Source organism: Achromobacter agilis (assembly GCF_900496965.1).
Classification (GTDB): Bacteria; Pseudomonadota; Gammaproteobacteria; order Burkholderiales; family Burkholderiaceae_B; genus Achromobacter; species Achromobacter agilis.
Genome location: NZ_UFQB01000025.1, coordinates 72,026 through 97,387 on the forward strand (window position 1 = coordinate 72,026; position 25,362 = coordinate 97,387).

Here is a 25,362-nt window from a genome sequence, read left to right on the forward strand (position 1 = left end):
GAAACCGTGGCGAAATGGAAGTAAGGGGTATTGCGATGAGCAAACGTATCGTGGTCTGCGGTGACGATTTTGGCATGAATGCCGAGATCGATGAAGGCATGATCGAACTGGCCGGCATGGGCCGCCTCAGCGCGGTGAGCTGCCTGACGCTGGGGACTTCGTTCGCTGCGAACGCGCGGCGGCTGGCGTCGCTGGACGTGGACGTCGGCCTGCACGTGAACTTCACGGAAGCGCTGGCCCCGGACGCCGAGCCGCTGCCGGCGCTGGGCAGGCTGATCTTCAACGCCTATACCGGCCGCCTGGACACCGCGTGGATCGACGCGCATCTGGCGCGCCAGTTCGATGCCTTCGAAGCGGCCCTGGGGCGCGCGCCGGATTACGTCGACGGCCACCAGCACGTGCACCAGCTGCCCGGCATCCGCGCACGCCTGTTGCTCCTGCTCAAGAGCCGCTATGGCGCAAACCGGCCCTGGCTGCGCCAGACGGCGCCGGGCATGCAGTGCGGCATCCCGCTGCGGGAAGCGGTCAAGGCCCGCGTCATCGGCGCGCTGGGCGCGGCGGCGCTGGCGCGCGAGGCGCGCAAGGACGGTCTGCGCACGAATCGCCGGCTGCTTGGCGTGTACGGGTTCGAGGGCGGCAAGCGGCGCTACGCGGACCTGCTGCAGAACTGGTTGTTCAATGCCCGCGATTGCGATCTGCTCATGTGCCATCCCGCCGTGGATTGCAAGGACGGTAGCGCCATGTCGCGCCAGCGCCGCGCGGAGTTCGACGTGCTGGCCAGCCCCAAGCTGGGCGACTGGCTCAACATCAACGGCGTGCACATTTCGCGCTTGCCGGACGTGGCGCGCTCGATGGCGGGCTAGGGCCAGTTCACTAACTGGAACCTGGCTCCGGCCCCGGGGCCTGGCCGCCCGTCAGGCTTTGCAGCAGCCAGGCGCCGGCGGGCCCCAGCGCCCTGCGCCGGGACCAGACCGCATCCACCCGGATGTGGCGCGGCCAGCCCGGGGCCTTCAATTCGGCCAACTGGTCCTGCCCGAAGCGCTGGATCATCCAGCGCGGCAATTCGGTCCAGCCAAACCCCCGGCTGGCCATTTCCAGCAGCATGAGATAACCCGGCGCCGACCAGGTCGAATAGGCCGGCTCGGCCTCTTTGTCGCCCAGCTCATAGGTACTCAAGCGCAGCGCGCGCGCGGATTTCAGCTGGTCTTCCGTGACGCTGGGCAGCTTGGCCAGCGGATGGCCGCGGCCCACGCACAGGACGATTTCCGACAGTTCCGCCAACGTGGCGTGCGCCACGTCGGGCGGGTAGTCGTCCTGGGCGGCCATCAGCCCCAGGTGCGCGCGGCCCTGTTGCACCAGCGCCACCACGTCCTCGTATTCCGCGATCAGGCATTCGAAGCGCAGGGCCGGATAGCGCTGGTCGATCTGGCTGAGCATGGTGTCGAAGGTTTCCGACTGGAACGTATCGGACAGCACCACGGTCAGCCGGGGCTCCAGGCCTTCGGCCAGCTGGCTGGCGCTGCGGTTCAAGCGATCGTTGGCCGCGAGCACCTGCAAGGCCTGCCCCAGCAGGACCCGGCCCGCCTCGGTCAGCGCCGGCTGCCGCTGGCTGCGGTCGAACAGCGTGACGTTCAGGTCCACTTCCAGGTTGGCGATGGTTTCGCTGATGGTGGACTGGCTTTTTCCCAGCTTGCGGGCGGCCGCGGAGAAGGTGCCTTCCGAAGCGACCTGGGCGAAAGCCGCCAGGGATTCCAAGGAGTGGCGCATGGGTGGCGTCCGGTGCAGGTTATATCGGAATTTCCGATGGATTCTATCTTTATGGTACCGGAAATATCGTGGAAAATCGCTTCCACTCAGTAGCAACCGACCTCAGGTGGGTCATGACGCAAGCCAAGAAAACCCTCAAAGAACGTTTCCTCCACGCCTTTCTGTTCGAAATCCTCGCCATCGGCCTGTGCGCGCCTGCCGCGGCCTGGGCCATGGGCAAGTCCCTGTTCGAAATGGGCGTGCTGACCGCGGTGATCGCCTGGATCGCGCTGGTCTGGAACATGATCTACAACGCCGGATTCGACCGCATCGAGAACCGCTTCGGCTGGACCCGCAACCTCCGGGTGCGTGTTGTGCACGCCTTCGGCTTCGAGCTGGGCCTGATCCTGATCGTGATTCCGCTGGCGGCCTGGTGGCTCAGTATCAGCCTGTGGCAGGCATTCGTGCTGGATATCGCGCTGGTGCTGTTCTATCTGCCCTACGCCTTCCTGTACAACCTGGCCTACGACCGCTCGCGTCCGCGGGTCATGAAATGGCTGGGCCGCAACGGTGCGCAGGCGGCCCCGGCCGTCGCCAGCCAGGCGCCCTGAGCGCGGGCCCGGCCCGGCGCGCGGCGGCTCAGCCCGCCTTGCTCCGGTAGGCGCGGCTGGCGTCGCGCATGAAGGTTCTTACGGCGGTTTCGTATTGTGCGCCGCTACGGAAGGCGCCCGAATGCGAGGCGCCTTCTATCTTGACCAGGCGCTTCATGTCCGGCGAGACATTGCGCGCGGCGGCAAAGAGCTCGTCGCTCATCGTATGCGGTACCACGCGGTCCGCGGTGCCGTGCATGAACAGCATCGGCGTGTGCATGCTGGCCAATTTGTCTACCGAATCGAACGGCTGCGTGACCAGCAGGCCGGCGCCCGGCACCTTGCCCCAGCGCAGGGTGGCCAGCATCGCGCCGATGCTGGTGAAGCTCGACTCCACGATCAGGCCGGCGAAATCCGGCTGTTCCGGGCGCGCGGCCAGATCGATCGCGATCGCGCCGCCCAGGCTATGCCCGTAGATGAAGCGGCGCGACGGGTCGGGCTGCAGCCGGGCCAGTTCCTTCAGCCCGGCGATGGCGTCTTCCTGCGCGCTTTTCTCCGACGGCAGGCGCGCGGTGGAGGCGCCGAAGCCGCGGTAGTCGATCGCCAGCACGGAATAGCCCATGCGGGTCCAGCCGTCGATCCGGAAGGCGCTACCGTTCAGGTTCCAGCGCGCGCCGTGCAGGTACAGCACGGTCGGGGCGTTCGGCTGGGGGCTCTGCCAGTACCAGGCCCGCACCTGGTCGCCGCCGGCCAGCGCCAGATCGTAGACGCGGGTGCCGGCGGCGGGTTCGCGCCACCAGGTCTGGGGCTCGGCCTGGGGAGAGAAAATGGTCTGGCGCTGCCAGGAATCCAGTTGCGAACAGCCGACCGCGCCAGCGCCCGCGAGCAGGGCGGCGGTAAGCAATCGGCGGAAAGAGAGGCGGGAGAGTGCGGGCATGGAACGTGTGACCCCGGCGATGCGGCGGGGTTCCGGCATCAGCATACTTCGGGATGGACTTCGCGGGTCAAGGCCAGCCAGGCCTGGGCGGCATGCGACAGGTAGCCGCCGCGGCGCCAGACCAGCACCATCTCCCAGTCCGTGCCCGCATCGCGCAGGGGCACCCGGGACACGCCGGCGTGCAGTTCTTCGCGAGCCTTCAGGCGCGGCAGGAAGGCCACGCCCAGCCCGGCTGCCACCAGCGCCACGATGAAATCGATCTGGCCGCTGCGCGCCGCGATCGCGGGGGCGAAACCCGCGCGCTGGCAGGCGTCGTGCAGGATGCGGTTCAGGGCGAAACCCGTCTCGAACAGGATGAAGGGCGAATCGCGCAGTTCGCGCAGGCTCACCGCCTCGGCGCGCGCCTTTGGGTGGTCGGCGGGCATCAACGCCACCAGCGGTTCGCGGGCCACGGGCTGCCATTCGAAGTGGTCCGGCACCGGCCTGAGCGAGGCCGCCAGCTCGATTTCGCCGGCCATCACCATTTCTTCCAGGCGGCGGCTGCCGTGTTCCACCAGGCTGATCTCCACCTGCGGATAGCGGCTGCGGAAGCGCGCGAACATCGGCGCGAACAGCGTGCTGCTGCCCAGCGGCGGCAGGCCCAACCGCAGCACGCCGCGCTTGAGCCCTTTCAGTTCGTCCAGTTCCGCGTACAGGTCGTCGCGCTGGGCCAGCATGGCCACCGCGCGACGGTAGACGATTTCGCCCGCTGCGGTCAGCCGCGGGGGTTGGGCGTGGCGGTCCAGCAACGGCATGCCCAGTTCGTCTTCGAGCTGACGCACGGCCTTGCTTACCGTGGGTTGGGTCGCGAAGACGGCTTTGGCCGCCTGCGAAAAGCCGCCCTGGCGAACCACTTCGACCAGGGCGCGCAAGGGGCGCAGTTCCATGGCTATGCCTTATTGGAATAGGGTGAATTCAATGAATTCATTTTATCTATAGGTGGCATGGGCGTAAAACGAAGGCTTGCCGCTGGAACCCCTTCCGATGTCCGTTCTTCGTTACTCCGTTCTCCTGCGCAGCGTCCTGCGCCGCAGCCGCGTGCTGCAGATCTGCTTGATCGTCCTGTTTTCCTGCCTGGGCCAGGCCGTCGCCCAGGGCCTGGGGCTGCCCGTGCCCGGCGGCGTGATCGGCATGGCGATCGTGCTGGTCCTGCTGGCGACGCGTCGCCTGCGCGTGCGCAATGTGCATCGCGGCGCCAGCTGGCTGCTGGGCGAGATGCTGCTGTTTTTCGTCCCCGCCGTCATGTCGCTGCTGGATCACCGCGAGTTCCTGGGGCTGCTGGGATTGAAGCTGCTCGCGGTCATCCTGCTGGGCACCGCGCTGGTCATGGCCGGCACGGCGCTGACCATCGACTTCTGCTACCGCTGGATGAACCGCCATGCCGCTTGATTTCAATCTGCTGTTCTGGCCGGCGGCGACGGTGTTCGCCTATGCCTGTGCCCGGCTGTTCTACCGCCGCTACGCCTACTGGTGCACGTCGACCCTGGTGGTGGCGCCGGCATTGCTGCTTGCGCTGGCGATCGCGCTGCATACCGGCTATCGGGACTACATGGCGGGGTCCCATTGGCTGATGGCGATGCTGGGGCCGGTCATCGTGGCATTTGCGCTGCCGCTGTACGAGCAGCGCGCGCTGATCCGCCGCTACTGGCCCGTGCTGGCGGCGGGCGTTGCCGTCGGCAGCCTGATCGCGGGGGCCAGCGCCTGGATGCTGGGCAGCCTGCTCGGCCTGCCGGCTGATCTCAGGCTGAGCCTGCTGCCGCGATCCGTGGCCACGCCCTTCGCCGTGGCCGTGTCGTCCCACGTAGGCGGCGTGCCTGACCTGACGGCCGTTTTCGTCATCGTGACAGGCGTGTTCGGCGCGGCCATCGGCCAGTTCATGCGCCGCTGGCTGCCGCTGCGCTCGGCCCTGGCGCGCGGCGCGCTGTTCGGCATGGGCGCCCACGGCGCCGGCACGGCGAAGGCCCGCGAACTGGCTGCCGACGAGGGCGCGGTCGCGGGCCTGGTGATGGTGATGGCGGGCCTGTTCAACGTGCTGGTCACGCCCGCCGTGGTAGTAGCCCTGCAGGCCTGAGCGCCGCGCTCAGTGCACCAGTTCAAGCGCTACCGGATACAGGGACGCCACCAGCAGCAGCGCCATGCTCACGTTGAAGGCCCGGATGGCCCAGGGCTTGTGGAGCACGCGGCGCAGCGCCGTGCCGAAGGTGACCCAGATGCCGATGCTGGGCAGGTTGACGATGCCGCAGACGATGGTGGCGATCACCAGATTGGCGAAGAAGCCGTTTTGCGGCGTATAGGTCGCCACCACGCCCACGGCCATCACCCATGCTTTCGGGTTGACCCACTGGAAGGCCGCGGCCTGCAGGAAGGTGAACGGCTTGCCGCGGGCCTCGCCGTCGTCCATGCTGCCCGAGTTGGCGATCTTCCAGGCCAGGTACAGCAGATAGGCGGCCCCTGCGTACTTCAGCACGGTGTACAGCTGCGGCACCTGCTGGAACACCGAGCCCAGGCCGATGCCCACCAGGAAGATCATCAGCGTGAAACCGAGGTTCACGCCCAGCAGGTGCGGCACGCTGCGGCGGAAGCCGAAGTTCAGGCCCGAGGAGGCCAGCATCACGTTGTTCGGTCCGGGCGTGATCGAACTGACCAGCGCGAACATCGCCAGCGGGCCCAGCAACGACAGTGACATCAAGGGCACGTCGGCCCAATTGGAGGGAAGCAGATTCATTTCTTGGTTCCGACGATGGCGCGGCGTCCGCCGGCGATCACGACGATCACGGCGGCGGCGAAGAAGAACGTCGCCGTTTCCACGGATTCGCCAAACAGCAGCGCCGCCGCCACGACCGTGAGGAAGGGTTGCAGCAGTTGCACTTGCCCGACCCGGGCGATCCCGCCCACGGCCAGCCCGCGATACCAGGCGAAGAAGCCCAGGAACATCGAGCCGAACGCCAGGTAGGCGCAGGCGAGGACGACCGGCGTGCTGGGCCAGCTGGCCTGCGCGGCCATCCAGCCCACCGGCGCCGCCACGACCGGGGCGCTGATCGCCAGCGCCCAGCATATTGTGCGCCCGCCGCCCAGCGTGCGCGAGGCCCGCGCGCCTTCGGCATAGCCCATCCCGCCCAGCACCACCGCCACCAGCAGCCAGAGATCGCCCAGCGACAGCGTGCCGTGGCCCTGGCGCAGCGCGTAGGCCGTGACCAGCGCCGCGCCCACGAGGGCCCAGGCCCAGAACGTGGGCGACGGGCGTTCGCCGCTGCGCAGGGCCGCGAACGCCGCGGTCGACAGCGGCAGCAGCCCGTTGAATACCGCGCCGTGCGACGAAGGCACGGTCTGCATCGCGAAGGACGAGGCCAGCGGCCAGCCTACGACGATGCCCAGTGCGGCCAGGATCACGCCGGGCCATTCCTGCCGGTTCGGGCGGCGCGCGCGCGTCAGCCACAGCACGGCGACGGCCGGCACCGCCGCCACTAGCGCCCGGCCCAGCCCGATCAACAGCGGCTGCAGTTCGGCGACGGCCAGCCGCGTCATGGGTAGCGTCAGGGAAAAAACCAGTACCCCCAGAAATCCATAGGCATAGCCTTCCCACGGCGTGCCGGACGTGCCGGCCGCGGCCTGGGCGGAGGGGTAGAAAGCGGGACGGGTCATGACAGCCACCAGTTGCGGGTTTTCGTTATTGCTGCCACTCTACGCACAGTTATCGGTACAGTACCGGTACACTTTTGCATGTCACTTTAATCACTGGCCTGGTAAAAGTCCCATGACAGTTGCTTCCGCTACCTCATCTTCCATGCCTTGGCAGCCGGTGCGCCAGGCCGATGCCACCCTGGTGGCGCAATTGGCCGACGGCCTGGCTCGTCGCATCGACGAGCAGGGCTTGCGGCCGGGCACCCGGCTGCCGTCCATCCGCAAGATGGCCGAACAGTCCGGTGTCAGCCGCTTCACCGTGGTGGAAGCCTATGACCGTCTGGTGGCCCGAGGCCTGGTGCAGTCGCGCCGGGGCGCGGGGTTCTTCGTCCGGGCGCGCAGCGGCCCGCTGGCCGCGGTGGCCACGGCGGCCCCCAGCACCCTGGCGCCGCCCGCTCGGATCGACGTCGCCTGGCTTCTGCGCAGCATGTTTCGCGACAACAGCGCGCTCGGCATGCCGGGCGGGGCGGGGCTGCTGCCGGCAGACTGGCTGGATCCGGAGATGGTGGCGGGAGCCGTGCGCGCGGTGGGCCGCTCGGTGCGCGGGCATCTGGTCAGCTATGGCCATCCCCAGGGTTTCGCGCCGCTGCGTCAGCAGATCGCCGCCACCTTGCAGAACGATGGCGTGCCGGCGCACCCGGAACTGAACCTGCTCACCACCAATGGCGTCACGCATGGTCTGGACCTGATTGCCCGGCACCTGGTCAAGCCGGGAGATACTGTACTGGTCGAAGATCCGGCCTGGTTCGTCATCTTCGGCCGCCTGGCCGCCTTCGGCGCGCGCCTGATCGGCGTGCCGCGCGGCCCGGACGGCCCCGACACGGTCCTGCTGGAGCAGTTGGCGGCGCAGCACAAACCCAAGCTCTTCATCGTCAATAGCGCCGTGCACAACCCCACGGGCCATACGCTGTCGGCCGGTGTGGCCTACGACATCCTGCGGATCGCCGAGCGCCACGACTTCATGGTCGTCGAGGACGATACCTACGGCGAACTGCACCCGGGTGGCGCCATGAAACTGGCCGTGCTGGACCGCCTGAACCGCGTGATCCTGGTGGGCGGCTATTCCAAGATGCTGGCGGCCAGCCTGCGCGTGGGCTACCTGGCCGCCAACCCCGATACCCTGCAGAAACTGGCCGACCTGAAAATGCTGGCCGGCCTGACCTCGCCCGAACTGGGCGAACGGGTCGTGCACCGCGTGCTGATTGAAGGGCAGTACCGGCGGCACATCGAGCGCGTGCGCGCGCGGGTGGACGACGCCCGCCAGCGTTGCCTGAAGGGGCTGTTCAAGCTGGGGCTGACGGTGCACCACGAGCCCCATGCGGGGATGTTCGTCTGGGCGGACTGCGGCCGCGATTCCGAAGAACTGGCGCGGGTGGCGGCCGATCACGGCATGCTGCTGGCGCCGGGCACGCTGTTTTCGCCGTCGCAGGCGCCGTCCACCATGGCGCGTTTCTCTGTCACCATCGCGGATCATCGCGGTATCTGGGCCGATCTTGAAAAAATCTTCGCGCAAACCCGGTCCGGCAATCAATAATAGAAGACAGCAATATCTCTGAAGCCATTGAAGGAATCGTCATGTCCGCACCCATCAAGCCCCTGACCCAGAATTTCGCCGTGGCGCCGCAGCTCGGCCCCGACGACATGGCAGATGTCGCCGCCGCCGGCTACAAAAGCGTCATCATCAACCGTCCCGATTTCGAAGGCGGCCCGGACCAGCCCACCGCCGCGGACGTGTCCAAGGCGGCGCAGGCAGCGGGCCTGCAGATCGAATACCAGCCCGTGGTGGGCAGCGCCATGACCGCGGCCGACGTCCAGCGTTTCGCCGAACTGCTGCGTACTCTGCCGGGTCCTGTACTGGCGTACTGCCGCACCGGCACCCGCTGCACCAGCCTGTTCGCCGCCGCCCAGCAACTGGGCTGAACGGCCGATTGACGCGCATCAAGGATGCCGGGTTCAATTGATGTGAACCTGGCGTGTTTCCGGTAGCATGGAGACTCCTCTCAAACAGGAGCAGGCAGATGTTCAAGAAGATCCTGATTCCCACCGACGGTTCGCCGCTCTCGGCGCAAGCCGCCAATGCAGGTATTTGCTTTGCGCGTTCAGTGGGCGCTGAAGTCGTCGCGCTCTACGTGACGCAGCCCTTCGCCGCCACGATCGGCTTTGACGGCATGGCCGCAGCCTATGCCATTACCGATGAAGACTACGAAAAGGCGTCGGCCGAGCAGGCCGACAAATACCTCAAGCAGATCACCGATCGCGCCGACACCGCCGGCGTGAAGTCCGAAGCGCGCGCCGTGTCCAATTTCAATGTCGCCGACGGCATCGTGCAAGCCGCCGCCGACGCCGGCTGCGACCTGATCTTCATCGGCAGCCACGGCCGCAGCGGCCTGTCGCGCCTGCTGCTGGGCAGCGTCACCGCCAAGGTCCTGTCGCTGGCCAGCACCGCGGTGCTGGTCTATCGCGTCAAGGAAGAAAAGAAGTAGATGCCATCGGGCCGGGCAGCCCGCGGGTTGCCCTGGCCGCCGCACGGCATCCAAGCCCCTCCTGGCCGAGGGGCTTTTTTTTCGTCCTGGCAGCGCGCCAGGCAAGGCGGCAAACGACGTGGCGGCGATGCGTCGATGCCTTTGTGTCTTGAGGCCGGCGCGCGTAATATTTACGCATCAGCGCGGGCGCGATTTCGCTATACCCAAGCACTCTACGCGGCATGGCGCCCGCCGCGGCAACGCCCGGTCGGGCTTGCCGTCTTTGCCTGGCGGCTCACTCCAAGGAAGAGGCCATGACTCGCAAGACGCGTATCGAGCTATACCGCAATATCGGCATCAGCGCCCATATCGATGCGGGCAAAACGACGACCACCGAGCGCATCCTCTTCTATACCGGCATCACCCACAAAATCGGCGAAGTGCATGACGGCGCGGCGGTGATGGACTGGATGGAACAGGAGCAGGAACGCGGCATCACGATCACGTCGGCCGCCACCACCGCCTTCTGGAAGGGCATGGCCGGCAACTATCCCGAGCACCGCATCAACATCATCGACACGCCCGGCCACGTGGACTTCACCATCGAGGTCGAACGTTCCATGCGCGTGCTGGACGGCGCGGTCATGGTCTACGACGCCGTGGGCGGCGTGCAGCCCCAGTCCGAGACCGTCTGGCGCCAGGCCAACAAGTACAAGGTGCCGCGCCTGGCGTTCGTCAACAAGATGGATCGCGTGGGTGCGGACTTCCTGCGCGTGCAGCGCCAGATCGCCGAGCGCCTGAAAGGCGACGCGGTTCCCATCCAGCTGCCGGTGGGCGCCGAAGACCATTTCGAAGGCGTGATCGACCTGGTCAAGATGAAGGCCATCATTTGGGACGACGCCAGCCAGGGCGTGCGCTTCGAATACCAGGACATCCCTGCCGCGATGCAGGCGCAGGCGCAGGAGTGGCACGACAAAATGGTCGAGAAAGCCGCCGAAGCCAACGAGACGCTGCTTGAGAAATACCTGTCGGGCGAGACGCTGACCGAGGAGGAGATCAAGCAGGGCCTGCGCATACGCACCGTGGCCAACGAGATCGTGCCCATGCTGTGCGGCAGCGCCTTCAAGAACAAGGGCGTGCAGGCCATGCTGGACGCCGTGCTCGACTATATGCCGTCGCCCGTCGACGTGCCGGCCATCAAGGGTCATGACGAGCGCGACCGCGAGATCGAGCGGCACCCGGCCGACAACGAGCCGTTCTCGGCGCTGGCCTTCAAGATCATGACGGATCCGTTCGTCGGCCAGCTGGTGTTCTTCCGCGTCTATTCGGGCGTCGTGAAGTCCGGCGATTCCGTCTTCAATCCCACCAAGGAGAAGAAGGAAAGGCTGGGCCGCATCCTGCAAATGCACGCCAACGAGCGGCGCGAGATCACGGAGGTCTATGCGGGCGACATTGCCGCCGCGGTGGGCATCAAGGACGTCACCACCGGCGATACGCTGACGGATCCGGCGCACGTCATCATCCTTGAACGCATGGTCTTTCCAGAGCCGGTAATTTCTCAGGCCGTCGAGCCCAAAACCAAGGCCGACCAGGAAAAGATGGGCATCGCGCTGGGCCGCCTGGCGCAAGAGGACCCGTCCTTCCGCGTGCGCACCGACGAGGAATCCGGGCAGACCATCATCTCGGGCATGGGCGAGCTGCACCTGGAAATTCTGGTCGACCGCATGAAGCGCGAGTTCGGCGTCGAGGCCACCGTGGGCAAGCCGCAGGTGGCCTACCGGGAGACCATCCGCAAGACATGCGACGAAGTCGAAGGCAAGTTCGTCAAGCAATCCGGCGGCCGCGGCCAGTATGGCCACGTGGTGCTGAAGCTCGAGCCGCAGGAGCCCGGCAAGGGCTACGAGTTCGTCGACGCCATCAAGGGCGGCGTGGTACCGCGCGAATTCATCCCGGCGGTGGACAAGGGCGTGCGCGAATCGCTCAACGCCGGTGTGCTGGCCGGCTATCCGGTGGTGGATGTGAAGGCGACGCTGTTCTTCGGGTCCTACCACGACGTCGACTCGAACGAGAACGCGTTCAAGATGGCGGCCTCCATGGCGTTTAAGGAAGGCATGCGCCGGGCGGACCCGGTGCTGCTGGAGCCCATGATGCAGGTCGAGGTGGAAACGCCCGAGGATTTCACGGGCAATGTCATGGGCGACCTGTCATCGCGCCGCGGCATGGTCCAGGGTATGGAGGATATCGCCGGGGGCGGCGGCAAGCTCGTGCGGGCCGAAGTGCCGCTGGCCGAGATGTTCGGCTATTCAACGTCGCTGCGTTCGCTGACCCAGGGGCGGGCGACCTACACCATGGAGTTCAAGCACTACGCCGAGGCGCCGCGCCAGGTGGCGCAGGAAGTGATGGCGGCCCAGAGCACGGGCCGCTGAACGCGCCTCAGGCCGGGGCGGCGGCGCTGGCCGCCGCCGCGCGCACGCGCGACGAGGCCAGCTTCACGCCCAGCAGGATCATCACGAAGCCGTAGGCATGGAACAGCTGCGGGGCTTCGCCCAGCAGCGGCCAGGCCAGCAGCGCCGCGTAGACCGGCACCAGGAACATCGACAGGCCAGCCGTGGCGGGGCCCGCCCGGCTGATCAGCCGGCCGTACGCGTAGTAGGCGCCCAGGCTTGGCACCACGGCCAGGAACAGCAGCACCGCCGCAAGGCGGGGATCGCCCCACGGCGGCGTGGCGCCGGCCGCCGCTTCGATCGCGGCGAAAGGTGCCAGCGCGAGCACGCCGCCCAGCATCATCGTCGCCAGCCGCGCGCTGTCCGGCACCGCGGGCAGGACCAGGCGCTTTTGCAGCACCGTATAGAACGCCCAGCCGGTGGCGGCCAGCAGCACCCAGAGGTCGCCCTGCCCAAAGGCCAGGCGGGCAAGTGCTTGCGCATCGCCGCGCGACAGCACCACCAGCACGCCGCCCAGGGCCAGCGCCAGGCCCGCGCCGCGCAGGGCCGACAGGGGCTTGCGCCAGATCATGGCCTCCAACAGGGCCACCAGAATGGGGCTGCACGAAAAAATCAGCGCAATGTTGGTGGCGCTGGTGGTCTGGGCGCCGATGTATTGCGGCGCCACGGCCACGCCCATGCCCAGCACCGCCAACGGCAACAGCGCCGGCAGGTTGCGCCGCAACGTCCTGCGATGCGCGTGCAGGGCGGGCGCCGCCAGTGGCAGCAGGATCAGCAGCGCGATCAGCCAGCGGCCGAAGGCAAGAAAGACGGGGGGAAGGTTGGCGTCGTGGGCCCAGCGGGCCGCGACCATATTGGAGGCGAATAGCGCCGGGGCGGTAAATAGCATGGCGGTGCCGGACAGGCCCAGGCCGGTTCTTGCGGGTGCTGCTGCTGCGGAGGACATGGTTTCCCGCCGCGCGGATCGGCGCGCGGCTTGATGCGTTGGAACTGCCGGCGTTCACGCCGGGTTGTGCCGCAGCGTCAGCGCCGAAATCCGACGGCCGGGATAGGCGGCCGTCTTGGAGGAAAGTCTACGGGCAGGTCCGCAAAATAGGCTTCCTGATTTATGCTGGATTTTCTGATTATGAAAAATATCTATCTTGTAGAATTGATTTTTTCAGAGATATTCTCTTATTTCACCGTCCGTCATGTCCGTCACGCCCAAAATCGACGAAACCGACCGCAAGATCCTGCGCGCGCTGCGCGCGGACGGTCGGCTTACCAACCTTAAACTGGCCGAGCAGGTGGGGCTGTCGCCCACACCGTGCTGGAACCGCGTCAAGGCGCTGGAGGACGCGGGCGTGATCGAGGGCTACGCGGCCCTGTTGAACCAGAAGGCGCTGGGCTTGCCGGACACGGTCATGATCGAGGTGACGCTGGAGCACCACGACGACGAAGCGCTGGCGCGCTTCGGTGAAGAGATCACCCGCCTGCCGGAGGTGGTCGAGGCCTTTCTCGTCACGGGCGAATACGACTACCTGATCAAGGTGGCCGTGGCGGGCACCGAAGGCTACGAGGCCTTTCTGCGCAAGCGGCTGTATAAGCTGCGCGGCGTGCGCCACAGCCGGTCCACGTTTGTGTTGCGGCGCCTGAAGCACACGCCTTCGGTCGAGCCCTAGCTGCCGATGAATTCCTCGATGGCGCCATTGAAGGCGCGCGGATTGCCCAGGTTCATGCCATGCGAGGATCCGGCGATGGTCACGCGGTGCGCTTGCGGCAGCCACTGCGACAGCGCGTCGAGCACGCAGGGGTAGGGCGCCGGGCTCAGGGCGCCGCCGATCAGCAAGGTCGGCAGTTTCAGGGCTCCGATCTGTTGCGGCGCGAGCGCCGGGGGCGTCTCCAGCACCTGGCCGAACAGTGTGCCGACATTGTCGCGCACCATTTCCTTGAACCAGGGCACCATGCGTTGCCAGGTGTTGGGGCCGGTCACGGTATCGACGAACAGCGCCAGGCCCGCCTCGGTGTCGCCCTGGCGGATCAGCGCCAGCGCCTGCTGGCGAAAGCCGCCACGCAGGTCGTCCTCGCCGGGCAGCGGCAGGCCAGGGTCGGCCAGGGTCAGGCTGCGCAGTGCATCGGGCTGGCGCAGCGCTGCTTCCAGCGCGATGCGGCCGCCGCGCGAGTGGCCCACCAGATGAGCCGGGCCGCCGGCCACGGTATCGATGAATTCCAGCACGTCGCTGGCATGCTGCTCGATCGAAAAACCGTCGCCCGCGCCGTCCCAGGTCTCGGGCCAATAACGGCGCAGGCAGACCGCCAGCACGCGGAACGACCGGCCCAGCGGCGCCATCTGCGATTTCCAGTAGCGGCAGTCGGACAGGGAGCCGTGTACCAGCACCAGGGGCGTGCCGCTGCCGTACTCGGTGTAGGACATGGCATAGCCGCCGATCAGCGCGGTTTGCAGGGGCAGGACGGGTTCGGAACGCATGGGATTCGTGTGGAAAAGCCAGGCCCGCATTCTAGCCCGGTGACGCGCCGGGGCGGGGCGCCCAACGCTGATACACTCGTTTTCCGGCCAGCCGGCAAACGGTTCGTGCCGGCCCCCCTAGAACGGAGTCCATCCCGATGTCGCCCGAGTCCCTTGCCGCTCTGCCCGAATCCGCCCAACGCGTCGCCCGCCTGCTGCTGGACCTGGGGCACGACAAACCCGTGGTCGTCCTGCCGCAAACCGGCAAGACCTCGGCGGAAGCCGCGGCAGGGCTGGGCTGCGAGGTCGCGCAGATCGCCAAGTCGATCATTTTCCGGCGCGCGTCGGACGATGCGCCGGTGCTGGTCATCGCCAGCGGCGTCAACCGCGTGGACGAAGCCAAGGTGGCGGCGCAAGTGGGCCAGTTGGCCAAGGCGGACGCCAGGTTCGTGCGCGACATGACCGGCTACGCGATCGGCGGAGTCTGCCCCATCGGCCACGCGGTCAAGCCGGTGATGCTGCTGGACGCGGACCTGTTCAAGTACGACAGCCTGTGGGCCGCCGCCGGCCACCCGCATGCCGTGTTCAATCTGACGCCGCAGCAGTTGGCGGACATGACCGGCGCGCCCGTCGCGGACGTGGCGCAGCGCACCTGAGCCCGCCTCAGCGCGGGTGTGCGTCGAGGCCGTCGATCAGCACCTGTCGCAAGCCGCGCGAGCAGGTTTCAACGCGCCCCTGCACGCCGTAGACGTCCGCCAGCGAGGCTGGCGTGATCACATCGGCGGGCGCTCCTGCCGCGTACAGGCGGCCGCCATGGATCATGACTGCCTGGTCCGCGTGCTGCAGCGCCACGTTCAGATCGTGCAGCACGATGAGGCTGATGAGGCCGTGCTCCCGTGTTTCCTGCTTCAGCAAGCGCATGACGTGGAACTGGTAGTTGAGGTCCAGGGCCGACAGGGGTTCGTCCAGCAATAGCACGCGCGGATGCCGGACCAGCGCCTGCGCCAACCCCACCAGCTGCTTCTGCCCGCCGGACAGCGCATCCAGGTAATGCAGCGCGAGGTGGGCGATGCCCAGGCGCTCCAGCAGGCGTTCGATGGCCTGCGGATCGGCCGCCGATGCCGCGCCGCCGCTGGCCTTGGCCGCCACCAACACCGATTCGAAGACCCGCAGATGCACTGCGGCGGGCAGGCTCTGGGGCAGGTAGACCACATGGCGGGCGCGCTCGCCGAAACTCTGGCGGATCAGGTCCTGCCCGCCCAGCAGAGCGCTGCCCGTCCGGGCGCGGACCAGGCCCGCCAGCGCCTTGAGCAGGGTGGACTTGCCGCTGCCGTTCGGGCCGAGCAGCGCCGTAACCTGTCCGGTCTTCAGCGCCGGCACGGTCAGCGCGTGCAGCACGTCCCCGCGCCCATAGCCGGCGGCGAGCCCGCCCACGGCCAGCGACATCGGCGGCGCGGCGCCGGCCGTCATGGCAGTTGCCGGCGCAAGACGACCGACACGAAGAAGGGAATGCCGACCAGCGCGGTCACGATACCGACGGGCACGATGACCCCGGGCACGAGATGCTTGGATGCGATCGACGCCAACGACAGGATCACCGCGCCCACCAGCGCGCTGCCGGGCAGGTAATAGCGGTGATCTTCGCCGAACAGCCGGCGCGCGATATGGGGCGCCACCAGCCCGATGAAGCCGATCGTGCCGACGAAGGCCACGGCCAGGGACGACAGCAGGCTGACCCGCGCCAGCGCCGCGACGCGCACCCGGCGCACGTCTACGCCGAAGCTCGCCGCGCGGTCTTCGCCCAGCCGCAGGGCGGTCAGTTTCCAGGATTGGCGCATGGCCAGCGGCAGGGCCAGCCCGAAGGCGGCGGCCAGCACGCCCACGGCGGCCCAGCCGGAACGCGATAGGCTTCCCATGGTCCAGAACACCAGGTTTTGCAGGGCCTCGGCGCTGGCCATGAACTGCACCAGCGATACCAGGGCGTTGAAGGTGAACAGCATGGCGATGCCGAACAGCACCACGGCCGAGGTGTTCATCCCGCCCCAGCGGGTCACGGCATCCAGCAGCAGCGCCGCCAGCATTGCGAAGAGGAAGGCGTTGCCCGCGATCAGCCAGCCGGGAGGGATGCCCGGCACGCCCAGCTGCAGCACGATCGCCAGCGAGGCGCCGAAAGCGGCGGCAGACGACACGCCCAGCGTGAACGGGCTGGCCAGGGGGTTGTTCAGGATGGTCTGCATCTCGGCGCCCGCGAGCCCCAGCGCCATGCCCACCAGGGCGGCCATGAGGGCGGAGGGCAGGCGGATGTCCCACACGATGACCCGGGTGGTCGGATCGGCGGAGGCGGGCGCCGTCAGCGTCTGCCAGAGCTCGTCCCACGGCAGGCCCGAGGGGCCCACGGTGAAGTCGATCAGCAGCGCCAGGAAAATCGCCGCCAGCAGCAGGGCGATCAGCCCTGCCCGGCGGCGCAGGATGTGCCGGTAGGCGGCAACCGCATTTGCGGTTGGCGGCATTACTGCAGCAGCTGCAGCCGGCTCTTGGCCGTGCCGGCGGCCGGCGTGGTCGGGTAGTCGCGGACGATGCGCTGCAGCGTCGTCTTGGCGCCGGCGCGGTTGTTCAGCTCGATCTGGCTGCCGGCGATGACGAGCAGGGCGTCAGGCGCGCGGGCGTTGTCGGGGGACTTCTGGACCATGGCGTTCAATTGGTCGATGGCGCCCTTGAAGTCCTTCAGCGCATAGCGGCTGCTGCCCAGGTAGAACTGGGCGCTGGGTGCCAGCTGGCTGGCGGGGTACAGCGCCGTGAACGCGGCGAGCGATTCGGAGGCGTCCTTGTACTGGCCCTTGCGGAACAGGTCGATCGCGCCGTCATAGGCGGCCTGTTCCTGGGGATCGCCGGCGGAGGCGCCCGGCGGGTTGGCGCTGCCGCCCGCGCCGCCCGGCTTGGCGCTGGGCTGCTGGCGGGACACCAGTTCGAGCTGGTCGCGCAATTGGGCGACTTCCTGCTGCAGGGCCTGGATCTGGTCGGCCAGCTGCAGCTTCGCGCGCTGGCTCTGCTCGTTCTGCTGCTGTACCTGCTGGCGCAGATCCAGGATGGCCCGGCGGGCCTCATCGTCGGAAAAAGCGTGGGCAGGGGCCGCCAGGGCCGTAAGCACCAGGCCTGTGGCCACAATCAGGGGACGCAGGGACAGAACGTTATCGCGCATAAAAATTCCCGGGTATAAAAACAAACGTCGGGACGGCCGGCTGACCGTCCCGACGCGTGGTAGGACACTCGACTATACGGAGAGTTTAGCGGCGATAGACGATATCGGCGCGACGGTTTTCCGCAAAGTCAGCTTCCGACGTACCGGTCGCCTTCGGCTTTTCTTTACCAAAGCTGATGGTTTCGATCTGGTTGTCGCTGACGCCCAGCAGGGTCATCATGCGGCGCACGGCGTCCGCGCGGCGCTGGCCCAGGGCCAGGTTGTATTCAGCGCCGCCGCGTTCGTCGGTGTTGCCTTCGATCTTGATGGTCTGCTGCTGGTGCGAGGCCAGGTACTTGGCGTGGGTTTCAACCAGGCTGCGGTACTGATCCGACACCGTGTAGCTGTCGAAGTCAAAGTATACCGAGCGCTGTTGCGCCAGGATGCTTTGGGGGTTGAAGGGATCAAGGATCTGGCCGGAGGCCGACGATCCTTGGCTAGCGCCTCCGCCCTGACCCGCTTTATCGTCGAGAGGGACGGAGCTGCAAGCTGCCAGGGTGGCGGCCAGCGCGGCGATGGTTAGGCTTTTGGCAATGCGCGACTTCATGATAGTTCCTTTGCAAAGAGAGTCACACGTGTTATCGGGTAAATGGGCCCCAAGTCGGTTCACGTATTTCCCCGTTCAGTACCGAAAGCGTCTGCCGTACGCGGCCATCGCTCGAGACACCCGCAAGCACGCTACGGCCGTTTTGGACTGCGGCGTAAAGGACTTGCATTCCATTTGGCGCAAAGCTCGGGGACTGATCGTCACGACCATCAGTCAGCAAGGTCTCGGCGCCTGAGGACAGGTTCAACGACGCGATTCGAAACGCGCCGTCGCGTCTTGCAACGTACAGCAGCGTCGATCCGTCGGGGGAAATTCGGGGTGAGATGTTGTAACCACCATTAAACGTGAGGCGGCGTGCGTCGCCACCTGTCGAGCCGGTCTGGTAGATCTGCGGCCCGCCGCTGCGGTCACTTGTAAAGATAATGGATGCCCCGTCCGGCGTAAAGCTCGGTTCGGTGTCGATGCCCGGAGAACGCGTAATGCGGGTCGGGTTGGAGCCGTCCTTCGCGCCAACGATGTAAATTTGCGACAAACCATCGCGCGTCAGGGCCACGGCCAGCTTGGAGCCGTCGGGCGACCAGCCGGGGGCGCTGTTGTTGCCCTTGAAGTTGGCGACGGGTGCGCGGGCGCTGGACGCCAGGTTGTGCACATACACCACCGGCTTGCCGGACTCGAAGCTCACGTAGGCCAGCTTGGAGCCATCGGGTGACCAGGACGGGGAAATAATGGGTTCACGCGAGCGCAGGGCCACTTGAGGGTTCTGGCCGTCGGCATCGGCCACCTGCAGTTCGTAGGTGGCGCCTTTTTTCAGCACATACGCGATACGGGTCGAAAACACGCCGCGAACGCCGGTGATCTTCTCGTAGATGCGGTCGGCGATCTGGTGGGCGACCCGGCGTAGTTCCTGCTCGGTGCCGGAGAACGCCACGCCGTCCAGTTGGCCTTTCTTGACCGTATCGGCCAGGCGGTAGCGGACGTCGTAGCGGCCATCGGCGCCGCGCGAGATGCTGCCGTAGGCGATGAAGTCGGCACCCTTGGCGCGCCAGTCGTCGTGGGCGATGGGGGAGTCGACGTTCAAGCCGGAGCCTGCCGCGTTGATCAGACGGAACTGGCCCGTGCGGGTCAGGTCGGCGCGGATCACGTCGGCCAGGGCGCGGCCATGGGTGTCGTCGACGGCAAAGTCGGCGATCGCCACGGGGTACTGGGTGGCTCCGGTGCCCGAGATATCGACACGCAACTGGGCCTGGGCGGGTTTCATGGCCATCAGGCAGGCCAACGCCAGCATCAGCAGCCCGAGCCCATACGATCGCCAGAGAGCGAGCTGGGGTACTCGTCGGCTATAAGCGGGAGTCATATTCTTCAATCTCCTGTCAATCATACATTCTGTACACAACGTCAATAATGGGTTCGTAGCGGCCCGTCGAGGGCTTCGGGAAGGGGTTGCAGCGGCGGATGCCGGTTTCGACCGCGCGGTCGAAGCCGGCATTGCCCGAAGAACTGGTCAACGTCACGCCGTTGACTTTCCCGTCGGAACCTAACTGTACCCGGTATTGTGCCGTGGGATTTTCCGATCCGCTGCGGGGCGGGGGCGGATAAGCCACCCCTGGCTGCACGCAGGCCCGGACCTTGGCGCCATAGCCGCTGTCGCGACCGCCGCCTGCCTGGTTGCGGTCGGCCGTGCCGCCGGGAATGCCCGCGGCGCCCATGGCGTCGTTGCGGAACGCGTCCTTCAGCGCCTTGTCGGCGGCGGCCTTCTTGGCGGCCTCTTCCTTGGCCTTTTTCTCGGCAGCGGCCTTCTTCTCGGCGGCTACCTTTTCGGCGGCGGCCTTCTCTTCGGCAGCCTTTTCAGCCGCCGCCTTCTCGGCAGCCGCCTTTTCCGCGGCGGCCTTCTTGGCGGCGTTGTCCTTGGCTTTCTTCTCGGCAGCCGCCTTGTCGGCAGCGGCTTTCTCGGCCGCGGCCTTGTCGGCGGCAGCCTTTTCAGCGGCCTGGCGTTCCTGTTCGAGGCGCTTTTTCTCTTTCAGTTCGGCCTGCTTGCGCTCTTCCTCGATGCGCGCCTTTTCTTTGGCGGCTTCGGCGGCCTGACGCACCTTTTCCTCTTCTTCGCGCTTCTTCTTGGCTTCCTGGAGCGCGATTTCGGGGTCGACCTCCTCGGTCTTGGGCTGCGCCTCGGGTTCAGGCTCGGGCGGAGGGGGCGGCGGAGGCGGCGGCTCGGGCGCCTTTTCAGGCTCGGGCGCCGGCTGCGGCTTGGGTTGCGGCTTGGGAGGTTCGGGCTGGGGCGTGGGTGGCGGCGAGACGGGCGAATTGCCGTCCGCCCAGAGTTCCACCTGCACGGGGCCGGGGTTCTCCGAGCGCCAGTTCACGCCAAAGATCAAGACGATCAGCAGCAGCAAGTGCACCGCCACGGCCAGCAGCAATGCCTTCCGGTTGTCGTGGTTGGGCGGGGGGGCTGGGGGGCCGCTGCGGTGTCGAATAATGGGTGGCGTCATGAGCGTTGCATGCCGGCGGCGCCGGCGGAAGGCGTCGCGTTAGCGTTTTTTCGCGGGTGCGGGCTGGGGGGCGCCGGAGGATTGGTCCACCAGCAGACCCAGGCGGGTGATGCCGTTGGTGCGCAATTCGTCCATGACCTTGACCACTGTCTCGTACGGCACCTTGCCGTCGGCGGCGATGACCACCGGCGTTTCGGCCGTGATGCGCGAGCGCACTTGCGCCACCAGCTCGGGGCGCGCGATGTCCTGCGGGGTAGCGCCGGGTTCGCGCATGCGCAGGGCGAGCTTGCCGTCTTCCGAAATCTGGACTTCCAGCGGCTTGACCGGCACCTCGGAGGCGGCGCCTACCGAGGGCAGTTGGATCAGGCCGGGCGTAATGAGGGGGGCGGTCACCATGAAGATGACCAACAGCACCAGCATGACGTCGATGTACGGCACCACGTTGATGTCGGCCTTCATGCGGCGGCCGGACCTGCCGCGTGAGCTTACCGAAGGCATTAGCGTACCTGCCGTTGCAGAATGTTCAGGAATTCATCGACGAAGCTGTCGAAACGGATCGAGATGCGGTCGATGTCGTTGGTGAAGCGGTTGTAGGCGACGACGGCCGGGATGGCGGCGAACAGGCCGATGGCGGTGGCGATCAGCGCTTCCGCGATGCCGGGCGCCACGGAGGCCAGCGTGGCCTGCTGCATGTTCGACAGGCCGATGAAGGCGTGCATGATCCCCCAGACCGTGCCCAGCAGGCCGATGTACGGCGATACGGAGCCGGCGGAGGCCAGGAAGTTCAGGTGCGATTCCAGCGAGTCCATTTCGCGCTGGTAGGCGGCGCGCATGGCGCGGCGCGGACCGTCCAGCAGCGCGGTGGCGTCGCCGTTGGCGTTGCCGCGGCGGGCCTTCAGGAATTCGGTCATGCCGGCATCGAAGATACGGGCGAGGGCGCCTTGCTCATCGCGGCGCGAAGCCACGGCCTGCTGCAGCATGGACAGGTCGCCGCCCGACCAGAAGTCGTCTTCGAAACGGCGGGTCTGGGCATGGGCGCGCTTGATGGCCAGGCGCTTGGCGAAGATGTAGGTCCAGGACATGATCGAGATGCCCAACAGCATCAGCATGATCAGCTGGACCGGCACGCTGGCGTGGGTGATCAGCGAAAGCAACGACATGTCGTTGGTGACTTGCATGGTTATTCCTGAATGAATTCCAGTTTGGCGCGGACGTCAGCCGGCAATTCCGCCGGCCGCATGTGAATGGCATCGACGCAACAGACTTGGATATTGCCTTCGGCAAGCAGTTCCCCGTCGCGTTCCGCGCGCTGCGCGAAGTGTATCGAAGCGCGGCCCAGTCGTGTGACTCGGCTGCGTATGGTAAGCAAATCGTCCAGTCTGGCCGGCTTCCGGTAGGACATGTCCAGCGCGCGGACAACGAACAGCCGTTGCTCGCTGGCGGCCAGGCCGGACTGGTTGACTCCCAGGTCGCGCAGCCATTCGGTGCGGGCGCGTTCCAGGAATTTCAAGTAGTTGGCATAGAAAACCACCCCGCCCGCGTCCGTGTCTTCGTAGTAGACACGGACTTGCAGGATGGATTCGGGGGACTTCGGGTCGGTCACGATACGGATAGGCAGATTTCGGGGTCGGGACGCGGGAAGTCCGTAGTTACTATAAGGTTTACAGGGTGTCGAGTTTCGTCAGCACCGCTTCCAGCGCGGACTCTACCGGAATCTTGGCTGCTTCGGTTTCCCGACGGGCCTGCAATTCCACCACACCATCGTTCAGGCCGCGTTCTCCAACTGTTACACGCAGCGGCGCGCCGATCAATTCCCACTCGGCAAACATCACGCCCGGGCGGGCATCGCGGTCGTCCAGGATGACGTCGACGCCGCGCGCCAGCAGGGATTCGTAGAGATTCTGAGCGGTGTCACGCACCGTTTCACTTTTGCCCCAGCCCACCGGGCAGATTACTACCTCGAAGGGCGCGATCGCGCGGGGCCAGATGATGCCGCGGGCATCGTGGTTCTGCTCGATCGCGGCGCCCACGATGCGGGTTACGCCGATACCGTAGCAGCCCATTTCCAGCACCGCCGGTTTGCCGGTTTCGTCCAGGAAGGTGGCCTTGAGGGCTTCCGAGTACTTCTTGCCCAGATAGAAAACGTGGCCCACTTCGATGCCGCGCTGGATGGAGAGGGTGCCCTTGCCGTCCGGCGAGGGATCGCCCGCGACGACGTTGCGCAGGTCGGCCACCTGCTCCGGCTCGGGCAGGTCGCGGCCCCAGTTCACGCCCTGGATGTGGAAATCTTCCTTGTTGGCGCCGCAGACGAAGTCAGCCATGTTGGCCACGGTACGGTCGGCGATGACGTGCACGGGCCGGGCGGTCTTGACCGGGCCCAGGTAGCCCGGCTTGCAGCCGAACGACTCGACGATCTCGCTTTCCGTTGCGAAGCGGAAGCCGCTCAGGCCGGGCAGCTTGCCTGCCTTGATCTCGTTGAGCTCGTGGTCGCCGCGCAGCAGCAGCAGCCAGATGTCGACCTGGCCCTTTTCGCCGTCGGTGGCCAGAACGATGGATTTGATCGTGCGCTCCAGCGGCAGGCCCAGCAGGCGGGCCACGTCCTCGCACTTGGCCGCGCCCGGCGTGGGCACGTCGGCCATGGCCTCGGTGGGTTCGCCGCGCGTGGCGTACAGCGCAGGCGCCTCGGCCAGCTCGATGTTGGCGGCGTAGTCGGAGTCGGCGTTGTAGACCAGCAGGTCTTCGCCGGTCTCGGCGATCACCTGGAATTCGTGGCTGCGGGTGCCGCCGATCGAGCCCGTGTCTGCCGCCACCGCGCGGAATTCCAGGCCCAGGCGGCCGAAAATGCGCATGTAGGCGTTGAACATGACGTCGTAGCTGCGCTGGGCGCCGGCTTCGTCGCGGTCGAAGGAGTAGGCGTCCTTCATGGTGAATTCGCGGCCGCGCATCAGGCCGAAGCGCGGGCGGCGTTCGTCCCGGAACTTGGTCTGGATGTGATAGAAGTTGACCGGCAACTGGCGGTAGCTGTGGATTTCATTGCGGGCGATGTCCGTAATGACTTCCTCGGATGTGGGCTGCAGCACGAAATCGCGCTGGTGCCGGTCCTTGATGCGCAGCAGCTCGGCGCCGTACTGTTCCCAGCGCCCCGATTCCTGCCAGAGCTCCGCCGGCTGGACCACCGGCATCAACAGCTCGATGGCGCCCGCGGCGTTCATTTCCTCGCGGACGATGGCCTCGACCTTGCGGATGACTTTCAGCCCCAGGGGCATGTAGGTGTAGATGCCGCCCGCGAGCTTGCGGATCATGCCGGCCCGGGTCATCAGCTGGTGGCTGGCGACTTCGGCCTCGGAGGGGGCTTCTTTGAGGGTGTTGATGTGGTAGTTGGATGCGCGCATGTTTAAAGGTGGCAGCAGATACGTATAATCGACCGTAATTGTATTGAATTCGGTGGGGGTGGCCCATGCTTGACCGCGAAGGCTACCGCCCCAATGTCGGCATCATTCTCGTCAACAGCAGAAACGAGGTCTTTTGGGGCAAGCGTATCAGGGAACATGCATGGCAGTTCCCCCAGGGCGGCATCAAATATGGCGAAAGCCCGGTGCAGGCCATGTATCGCGAACTCCATGAAGAGGTGGGCTTGAAGCCCGAGCATGTCCGTATTTTGGGGCGTACACGCGATTGGTTACGTTATAACGTGCCCGATCACTTCGTCCGGCGTGAGTGGCGTGGCCACTATAAAGGACAAAAGCAGATTTGGTTCTTGTTGCGCCTCGTAGGACGCGACAGCGACGTTTGCCTGCGCGCGACGCAGCATCCGGAGTTCGATGCCTGGCGCTGGAGCCAGTATTGGGTGCCCCTGGATGCCGTGATCGAGTTCAAGCGCGACGTCTACACGCAGGCGTTGAACGAGTTGTCGGCTATCCTCTTTCGGCGGCATCACGAAACCCGCTACTTGCGCCAGCGGGTGCACGGACAGCGGGCGTCAGAGAATTTGCCCGAAGGAACGGACGGTCATGCGCATATTGTTGGTTGAAGACGAACGGGACATGGCGTCCTGGTTGATGCGCGCGCTCGCCCAGAGCGGGTTCGTGCCGGATCACGCGGCGGACGCCCGGACGGCCGAGGCCTTCATGGCGGGCACGGAATACGACGCCATCGTCATGGACCTGCGCCTGCCCGACAAGCACGGGCTGGTGGTCCTGCGCGAAATGCGCAACCGCGACGACCGCACCCCGGTCTTGCTGCTGACCGCGCAGGGCGCCCTGCAGGACCGCGTGCGGGGCCTGAACCTCGGCGCGGACGATTTCCTGACCAAGCCGTTCGCCCTGGAAGAACTGGAAGCGCGGCTCACCGCCCTGGTGCGCCGCAGCCGCGGCCGCCAGCATCCGCGACTGCAGTGCGGCTCGCTCTCGTACGACAGCGAAAGCCGCGCGTTCACCCTGGACGGCTCCCTGCTGTTCCTGACCCCGCGCGAACACGCCGCCCTGGCGGCGCTGCTGACCCGCAGCGGCTATCCGGTAGACAAGTCGCAACTGTTCGGCAAGGTTTTCACGCACGACAGCGAAGCCAATCCCGATGCCATCGAAGTCGTGCTGCACCGGTTGCGCAAGAAGCTGGCCGGCAGCGACGTGCGCATCGTGACGGTCCGCGGGCTGGGCTACATGCTGGAAAGCGTGGCCAGCGAGTCCGCGGAATCCTCGGGCACATAGCCACCGGAAGGCGCCTGGCATGGCTATCCGAATGCGCTCC

General features: G+C 66.6%; 29 protein-coding genes. 12 read left to right on the forward strand and 17 right to left on the reverse strand.

Features of this window, described 5'->3' with window-relative positions; genetic code table 11:
• The first annotated feature begins 35 nt into the window (after nucleotides 1-35).
• A complete protein-coding gene (locus tag AGI3411_RS24185; RefSeq protein ID WP_129529865.1) occupies nucleotides 36-863 on the forward strand; it encodes a ChbG/HpnK family deacetylase in 828 nt (275 codons plus the stop codon).
• 10 nt (nucleotides 864-873) lie between these two features.
• On the opposite strand, the gene AGI3411_RS24190 is transcribed toward AGI3411_RS24185, so the two are convergent.
• Nucleotides 874-1,767 carry a LysR family transcriptional regulator gene (locus AGI3411_RS24190; protein ID WP_129529866.1) on the reverse strand — a complete coding sequence of 298 codons (894 nt, stop codon included), beginning with the start codon at nucleotides 1,765-1,767 and terminating at the stop codon, nucleotides 874-876.
• Nucleotides 1,768-1,880: 113 nt separating this feature from the next.
• Here AGI3411_RS24190 and AGI3411_RS24195 point away from each other — a divergent pair, with 113 nt between their 5' ends.
• Nucleotides 1,881-2,357 carry a multidrug/biocide efflux PACE transporter gene (locus AGI3411_RS24195; protein ID WP_129529867.1) on the forward strand — a complete coding sequence of 159 codons (477 nt, stop codon included), beginning with the start codon at nucleotides 1,881-1,883 and terminating at the stop codon, nucleotides 2,355-2,357.
• Between the two features lie 28 nt (nucleotides 2,358-2,385).
• Here AGI3411_RS24195 and AGI3411_RS24200 read toward each other — a convergent pair whose 3' ends face one another.
• Both AGI3411_RS24200 and AGI3411_RS24205 read right to left on the reverse strand, forming a co-directional pair.
• Nucleotides 2,386-3,273: an alpha/beta hydrolase gene (locus AGI3411_RS24200; protein ID WP_129529868.1), complete on the reverse strand. Its 888-nt coding sequence runs from the start codon at nucleotides 3,271-3,273 to the stop codon at nucleotides 2,386-2,388.
• Nucleotides 3,274-3,311: 38 nt separating this feature from the next.
• Complete coding sequence (locus AGI3411_RS24205) at nucleotides 3,312-4,199, reverse strand: LysR family transcriptional regulator (RefSeq protein WP_129529869.1); 888 nt, start codon at nucleotides 4,197-4,199, stop codon at nucleotides 3,312-3,314.
• 97 nt (nucleotides 4,200-4,296) lie between these two features.
• Between AGI3411_RS24205 and AGI3411_RS24210 the strand changes: the two genes are divergently transcribed.
• Both AGI3411_RS24210 and AGI3411_RS24215 read left to right on the forward strand, forming a co-directional pair.
• Complete coding sequence (locus AGI3411_RS24210) at nucleotides 4,297-4,701, forward strand: CidA/LrgA family protein (protein WP_129529870.1); 405 nt, start codon at nucleotides 4,297-4,299, stop codon at nucleotides 4,699-4,701.
• Entirely contained in the window at nucleotides 4,691-5,383 is a 693-nt protein-coding gene (locus AGI3411_RS24215) for an LrgB family protein (RefSeq protein ID WP_129529871.1), read from the forward strand. The genes AGI3411_RS24210 and AGI3411_RS24215 overlap by 11 nt, the downstream gene beginning before the upstream one ends.
• A gap of 9 nt (nucleotides 5,384-5,392) precedes the next feature.
• Here the strand turns inward: AGI3411_RS24215 and AGI3411_RS24220 are convergent, their stop codons facing one another.
• Nucleotides 5,393-6,037 carry a LysE family translocator gene (locus tag AGI3411_RS24220; protein ID WP_129529872.1) on the reverse strand — a complete coding sequence of 215 codons (645 nt, stop codon included), beginning with the start codon at nucleotides 6,035-6,037 and terminating at the stop codon, nucleotides 5,393-5,395.
• Entirely contained in the window at nucleotides 6,034-6,954 is a 921-nt protein-coding gene (locus AGI3411_RS24225) for a DMT family transporter (protein ID WP_129529873.1), read from the reverse strand. Before AGI3411_RS24225 ends, AGI3411_RS24220 begins: the two co-directional genes overlap by 4 nt.
• 112 nt (nucleotides 6,955-7,066) lie before the next feature.
• On the opposite strand from AGI3411_RS24225, the gene AGI3411_RS24230 reads away from it, so the two are divergent.
• The 4 genes from AGI3411_RS24230 (at nucleotide 7,067) to fusA (ending at nucleotide 11,881) form a co-directional block, all read left to right on the forward strand.
• Complete coding sequence (locus AGI3411_RS24230) at nucleotides 7,067-8,527, forward strand: aminotransferase-like domain-containing protein (protein ID WP_165359259.1); 1,461 nt, start codon at nucleotides 7,067-7,069, stop codon at nucleotides 8,525-8,527.
• A 41-nt stretch (nucleotides 8,528-8,568) separates the two neighbouring features.
• Nucleotides 8,569-8,913: a protein tyrosine phosphatase family protein gene (locus tag AGI3411_RS24235; RefSeq protein ID WP_129529874.1), complete on the forward strand. Its 345-nt coding sequence runs from the start codon at nucleotides 8,569-8,571 to the stop codon at nucleotides 8,911-8,913.
• Between the two features lie 98 nt (nucleotides 8,914-9,011).
• Nucleotides 9,012-9,476, forward strand: coding sequence for a universal stress protein (locus AGI3411_RS24240; RefSeq protein ID WP_043544932.1), 465 nt, complete (start codon nucleotides 9,012-9,014; stop codon nucleotides 9,474-9,476).
• Nucleotides 9,477-9,769: 293 nt separating this feature from the next.
• Entirely contained in the window at nucleotides 9,770-11,881 is a 2,112-nt protein-coding gene (gene fusA / locus AGI3411_RS24245; RefSeq protein WP_129529875.1) for an elongation factor G, read from the forward strand.
• A gap of 7 nt (nucleotides 11,882-11,888) precedes the next feature.
• On the opposite strand, the gene AGI3411_RS24250 is transcribed toward fusA, so the two are convergent.
• Complete coding sequence (locus AGI3411_RS24250; RefSeq protein ID WP_244240446.1) at nucleotides 11,889-12,845, reverse strand: DMT family transporter; 957 nt, start codon at nucleotides 12,843-12,845, stop codon at nucleotides 11,889-11,891.
• A 244-nt stretch (nucleotides 12,846-13,089) separates the two neighbouring features.
• On the opposite strand from AGI3411_RS24250, the gene AGI3411_RS24255 reads away from it, so the two are divergent.
• Entirely contained in the window at nucleotides 13,090-13,560 is a 471-nt protein-coding gene (locus AGI3411_RS24255) for an Lrp/AsnC family transcriptional regulator (RefSeq protein WP_129529876.1), read from the forward strand.
• Here the strand turns inward: AGI3411_RS24255 and AGI3411_RS24260 are convergent.
• Complete coding sequence (locus AGI3411_RS24260; RefSeq protein WP_129529877.1) at nucleotides 13,557-14,366, reverse strand: alpha/beta fold hydrolase; 810 nt, start codon at nucleotides 14,364-14,366, stop codon at nucleotides 13,557-13,559. The two genes, AGI3411_RS24255 and AGI3411_RS24260, sit on opposite strands and share 4 nt — an antisense overlap.
• A gap of 137 nt (nucleotides 14,367-14,503) precedes the next feature.
• Between AGI3411_RS24260 and AGI3411_RS24265 the strand changes: the two genes are divergently transcribed.
• Nucleotides 14,504-15,001: a YbaK/EbsC family protein gene (locus tag AGI3411_RS24265; RefSeq protein ID WP_129529878.1), complete on the forward strand. Its 498-nt coding sequence runs from the start codon at nucleotides 14,504-14,506 to the stop codon at nucleotides 14,999-15,001.
• A gap of 7 nt (nucleotides 15,002-15,008) precedes the next feature.
• On the opposite strand, the gene AGI3411_RS24270 is transcribed toward AGI3411_RS24265, so the two are convergent.
• From AGI3411_RS24270 to AGI3411_RS24315, 10 genes are all read right to left on the reverse strand, one after another.
• Nucleotides 15,009-15,815 carry an ABC transporter ATP-binding protein gene (locus AGI3411_RS24270; protein WP_129529879.1) on the reverse strand — a complete coding sequence of 269 codons (807 nt, stop codon included), beginning with the start codon at nucleotides 15,813-15,815 and terminating at the stop codon, nucleotides 15,009-15,011.
• A complete protein-coding gene (locus AGI3411_RS24275) occupies nucleotides 15,812-16,855 on the reverse strand; it encodes a FecCD family ABC transporter permease (protein WP_129529880.1) in 1,044 nt (347 codons plus the stop codon). Before AGI3411_RS24275 ends, AGI3411_RS24270 begins: the two co-directional genes overlap by 4 nt.
• On the reverse strand, nucleotides 16,855-17,544 hold the full coding sequence (gene ybgF / locus AGI3411_RS24280; RefSeq protein ID WP_129529881.1) for a tol-pal system protein YbgF: 690 nt from the start codon (nucleotides 17,542-17,544) through the stop codon (nucleotides 16,855-16,857). The genes AGI3411_RS24275 and ybgF overlap by 1 nt, the downstream gene beginning before the upstream one ends.
• A gap of 85 nt (nucleotides 17,545-17,629) precedes the next feature.
• A complete protein-coding gene (gene pal / locus AGI3411_RS24285; RefSeq protein ID WP_129529882.1) occupies nucleotides 17,630-18,130 on the reverse strand; it encodes a peptidoglycan-associated lipoprotein Pal in 501 nt (166 codons plus the stop codon).
• A gap of 31 nt (nucleotides 18,131-18,161) precedes the next feature.
• A complete protein-coding gene (tolB, locus tag AGI3411_RS24290) occupies nucleotides 18,162-19,484 on the reverse strand; it encodes a Tol-Pal system beta propeller repeat protein TolB (RefSeq protein WP_129529883.1) in 1,323 nt (440 codons plus the stop codon).
• A gap of 16 nt (nucleotides 19,485-19,500) precedes the next feature.
• Entirely contained in the window at nucleotides 19,501-20,616 is a 1,116-nt protein-coding gene (gene tolA, locus AGI3411_RS24295) for a cell envelope integrity protein TolA (RefSeq protein WP_129529884.1), read from the reverse strand.
• A gap of 39 nt (nucleotides 20,617-20,655) precedes the next feature.
• Nucleotides 20,656-21,114, reverse strand: coding sequence for an ExbD/TolR family protein (locus AGI3411_RS24300; protein ID WP_129529885.1), 459 nt, complete (start codon nucleotides 21,112-21,114; stop codon nucleotides 20,656-20,658).
• Nucleotides 21,114-21,794, reverse strand: coding sequence for a protein TolQ (gene tolQ, locus AGI3411_RS24305; RefSeq protein ID WP_129529886.1), 681 nt, complete (start codon nucleotides 21,792-21,794; stop codon nucleotides 21,114-21,116). Before tolQ ends, AGI3411_RS24300 begins: the two co-directional genes overlap by 1 nt.
• Before the next feature lie 2 nt (nucleotides 21,795-21,796).
• Nucleotides 21,797-22,219 carry a tol-pal system-associated acyl-CoA thioesterase gene (gene ybgC / locus AGI3411_RS24310; RefSeq protein WP_129529887.1) on the reverse strand — a complete coding sequence of 141 codons (423 nt, stop codon included), beginning with the start codon at nucleotides 22,217-22,219 and terminating at the stop codon, nucleotides 21,797-21,799.
• Between the two features lie 58 nt (nucleotides 22,220-22,277).
• Nucleotides 22,278-24,008 carry a proline--tRNA ligase gene (locus AGI3411_RS24315; protein ID WP_129529888.1) on the reverse strand — a complete coding sequence of 577 codons (1,731 nt, stop codon included), beginning with the start codon at nucleotides 24,006-24,008 and terminating at the stop codon, nucleotides 22,278-22,280.
• Nucleotides 24,009-24,073: 65 nt separating this feature from the next.
• On the opposite strand from AGI3411_RS24315, the gene AGI3411_RS24320 reads away from it, so the two are divergent.
• Together AGI3411_RS24320 and AGI3411_RS24325 are read left to right on the forward strand one after the other, a co-directional pair.
• The gene (locus tag AGI3411_RS24320; protein WP_129529889.1) at nucleotides 24,074-24,646 is read left to right on the forward strand and encodes an RNA pyrophosphohydrolase; all 573 of its coding nucleotides are present in this window, start codon (nucleotides 24,074-24,076) and stop codon (nucleotides 24,644-24,646) included.
• On the forward strand, nucleotides 24,627-25,322 hold the full coding sequence (locus tag AGI3411_RS24325) for a response regulator (RefSeq protein ID WP_129529890.1): 696 nt from the start codon (nucleotides 24,627-24,629) through the stop codon (nucleotides 25,320-25,322). Before AGI3411_RS24320 ends, AGI3411_RS24325 begins: the two co-directional genes overlap by 20 nt.
• Nucleotides 25,323-25,362 lie beyond the last annotated feature (40 nt).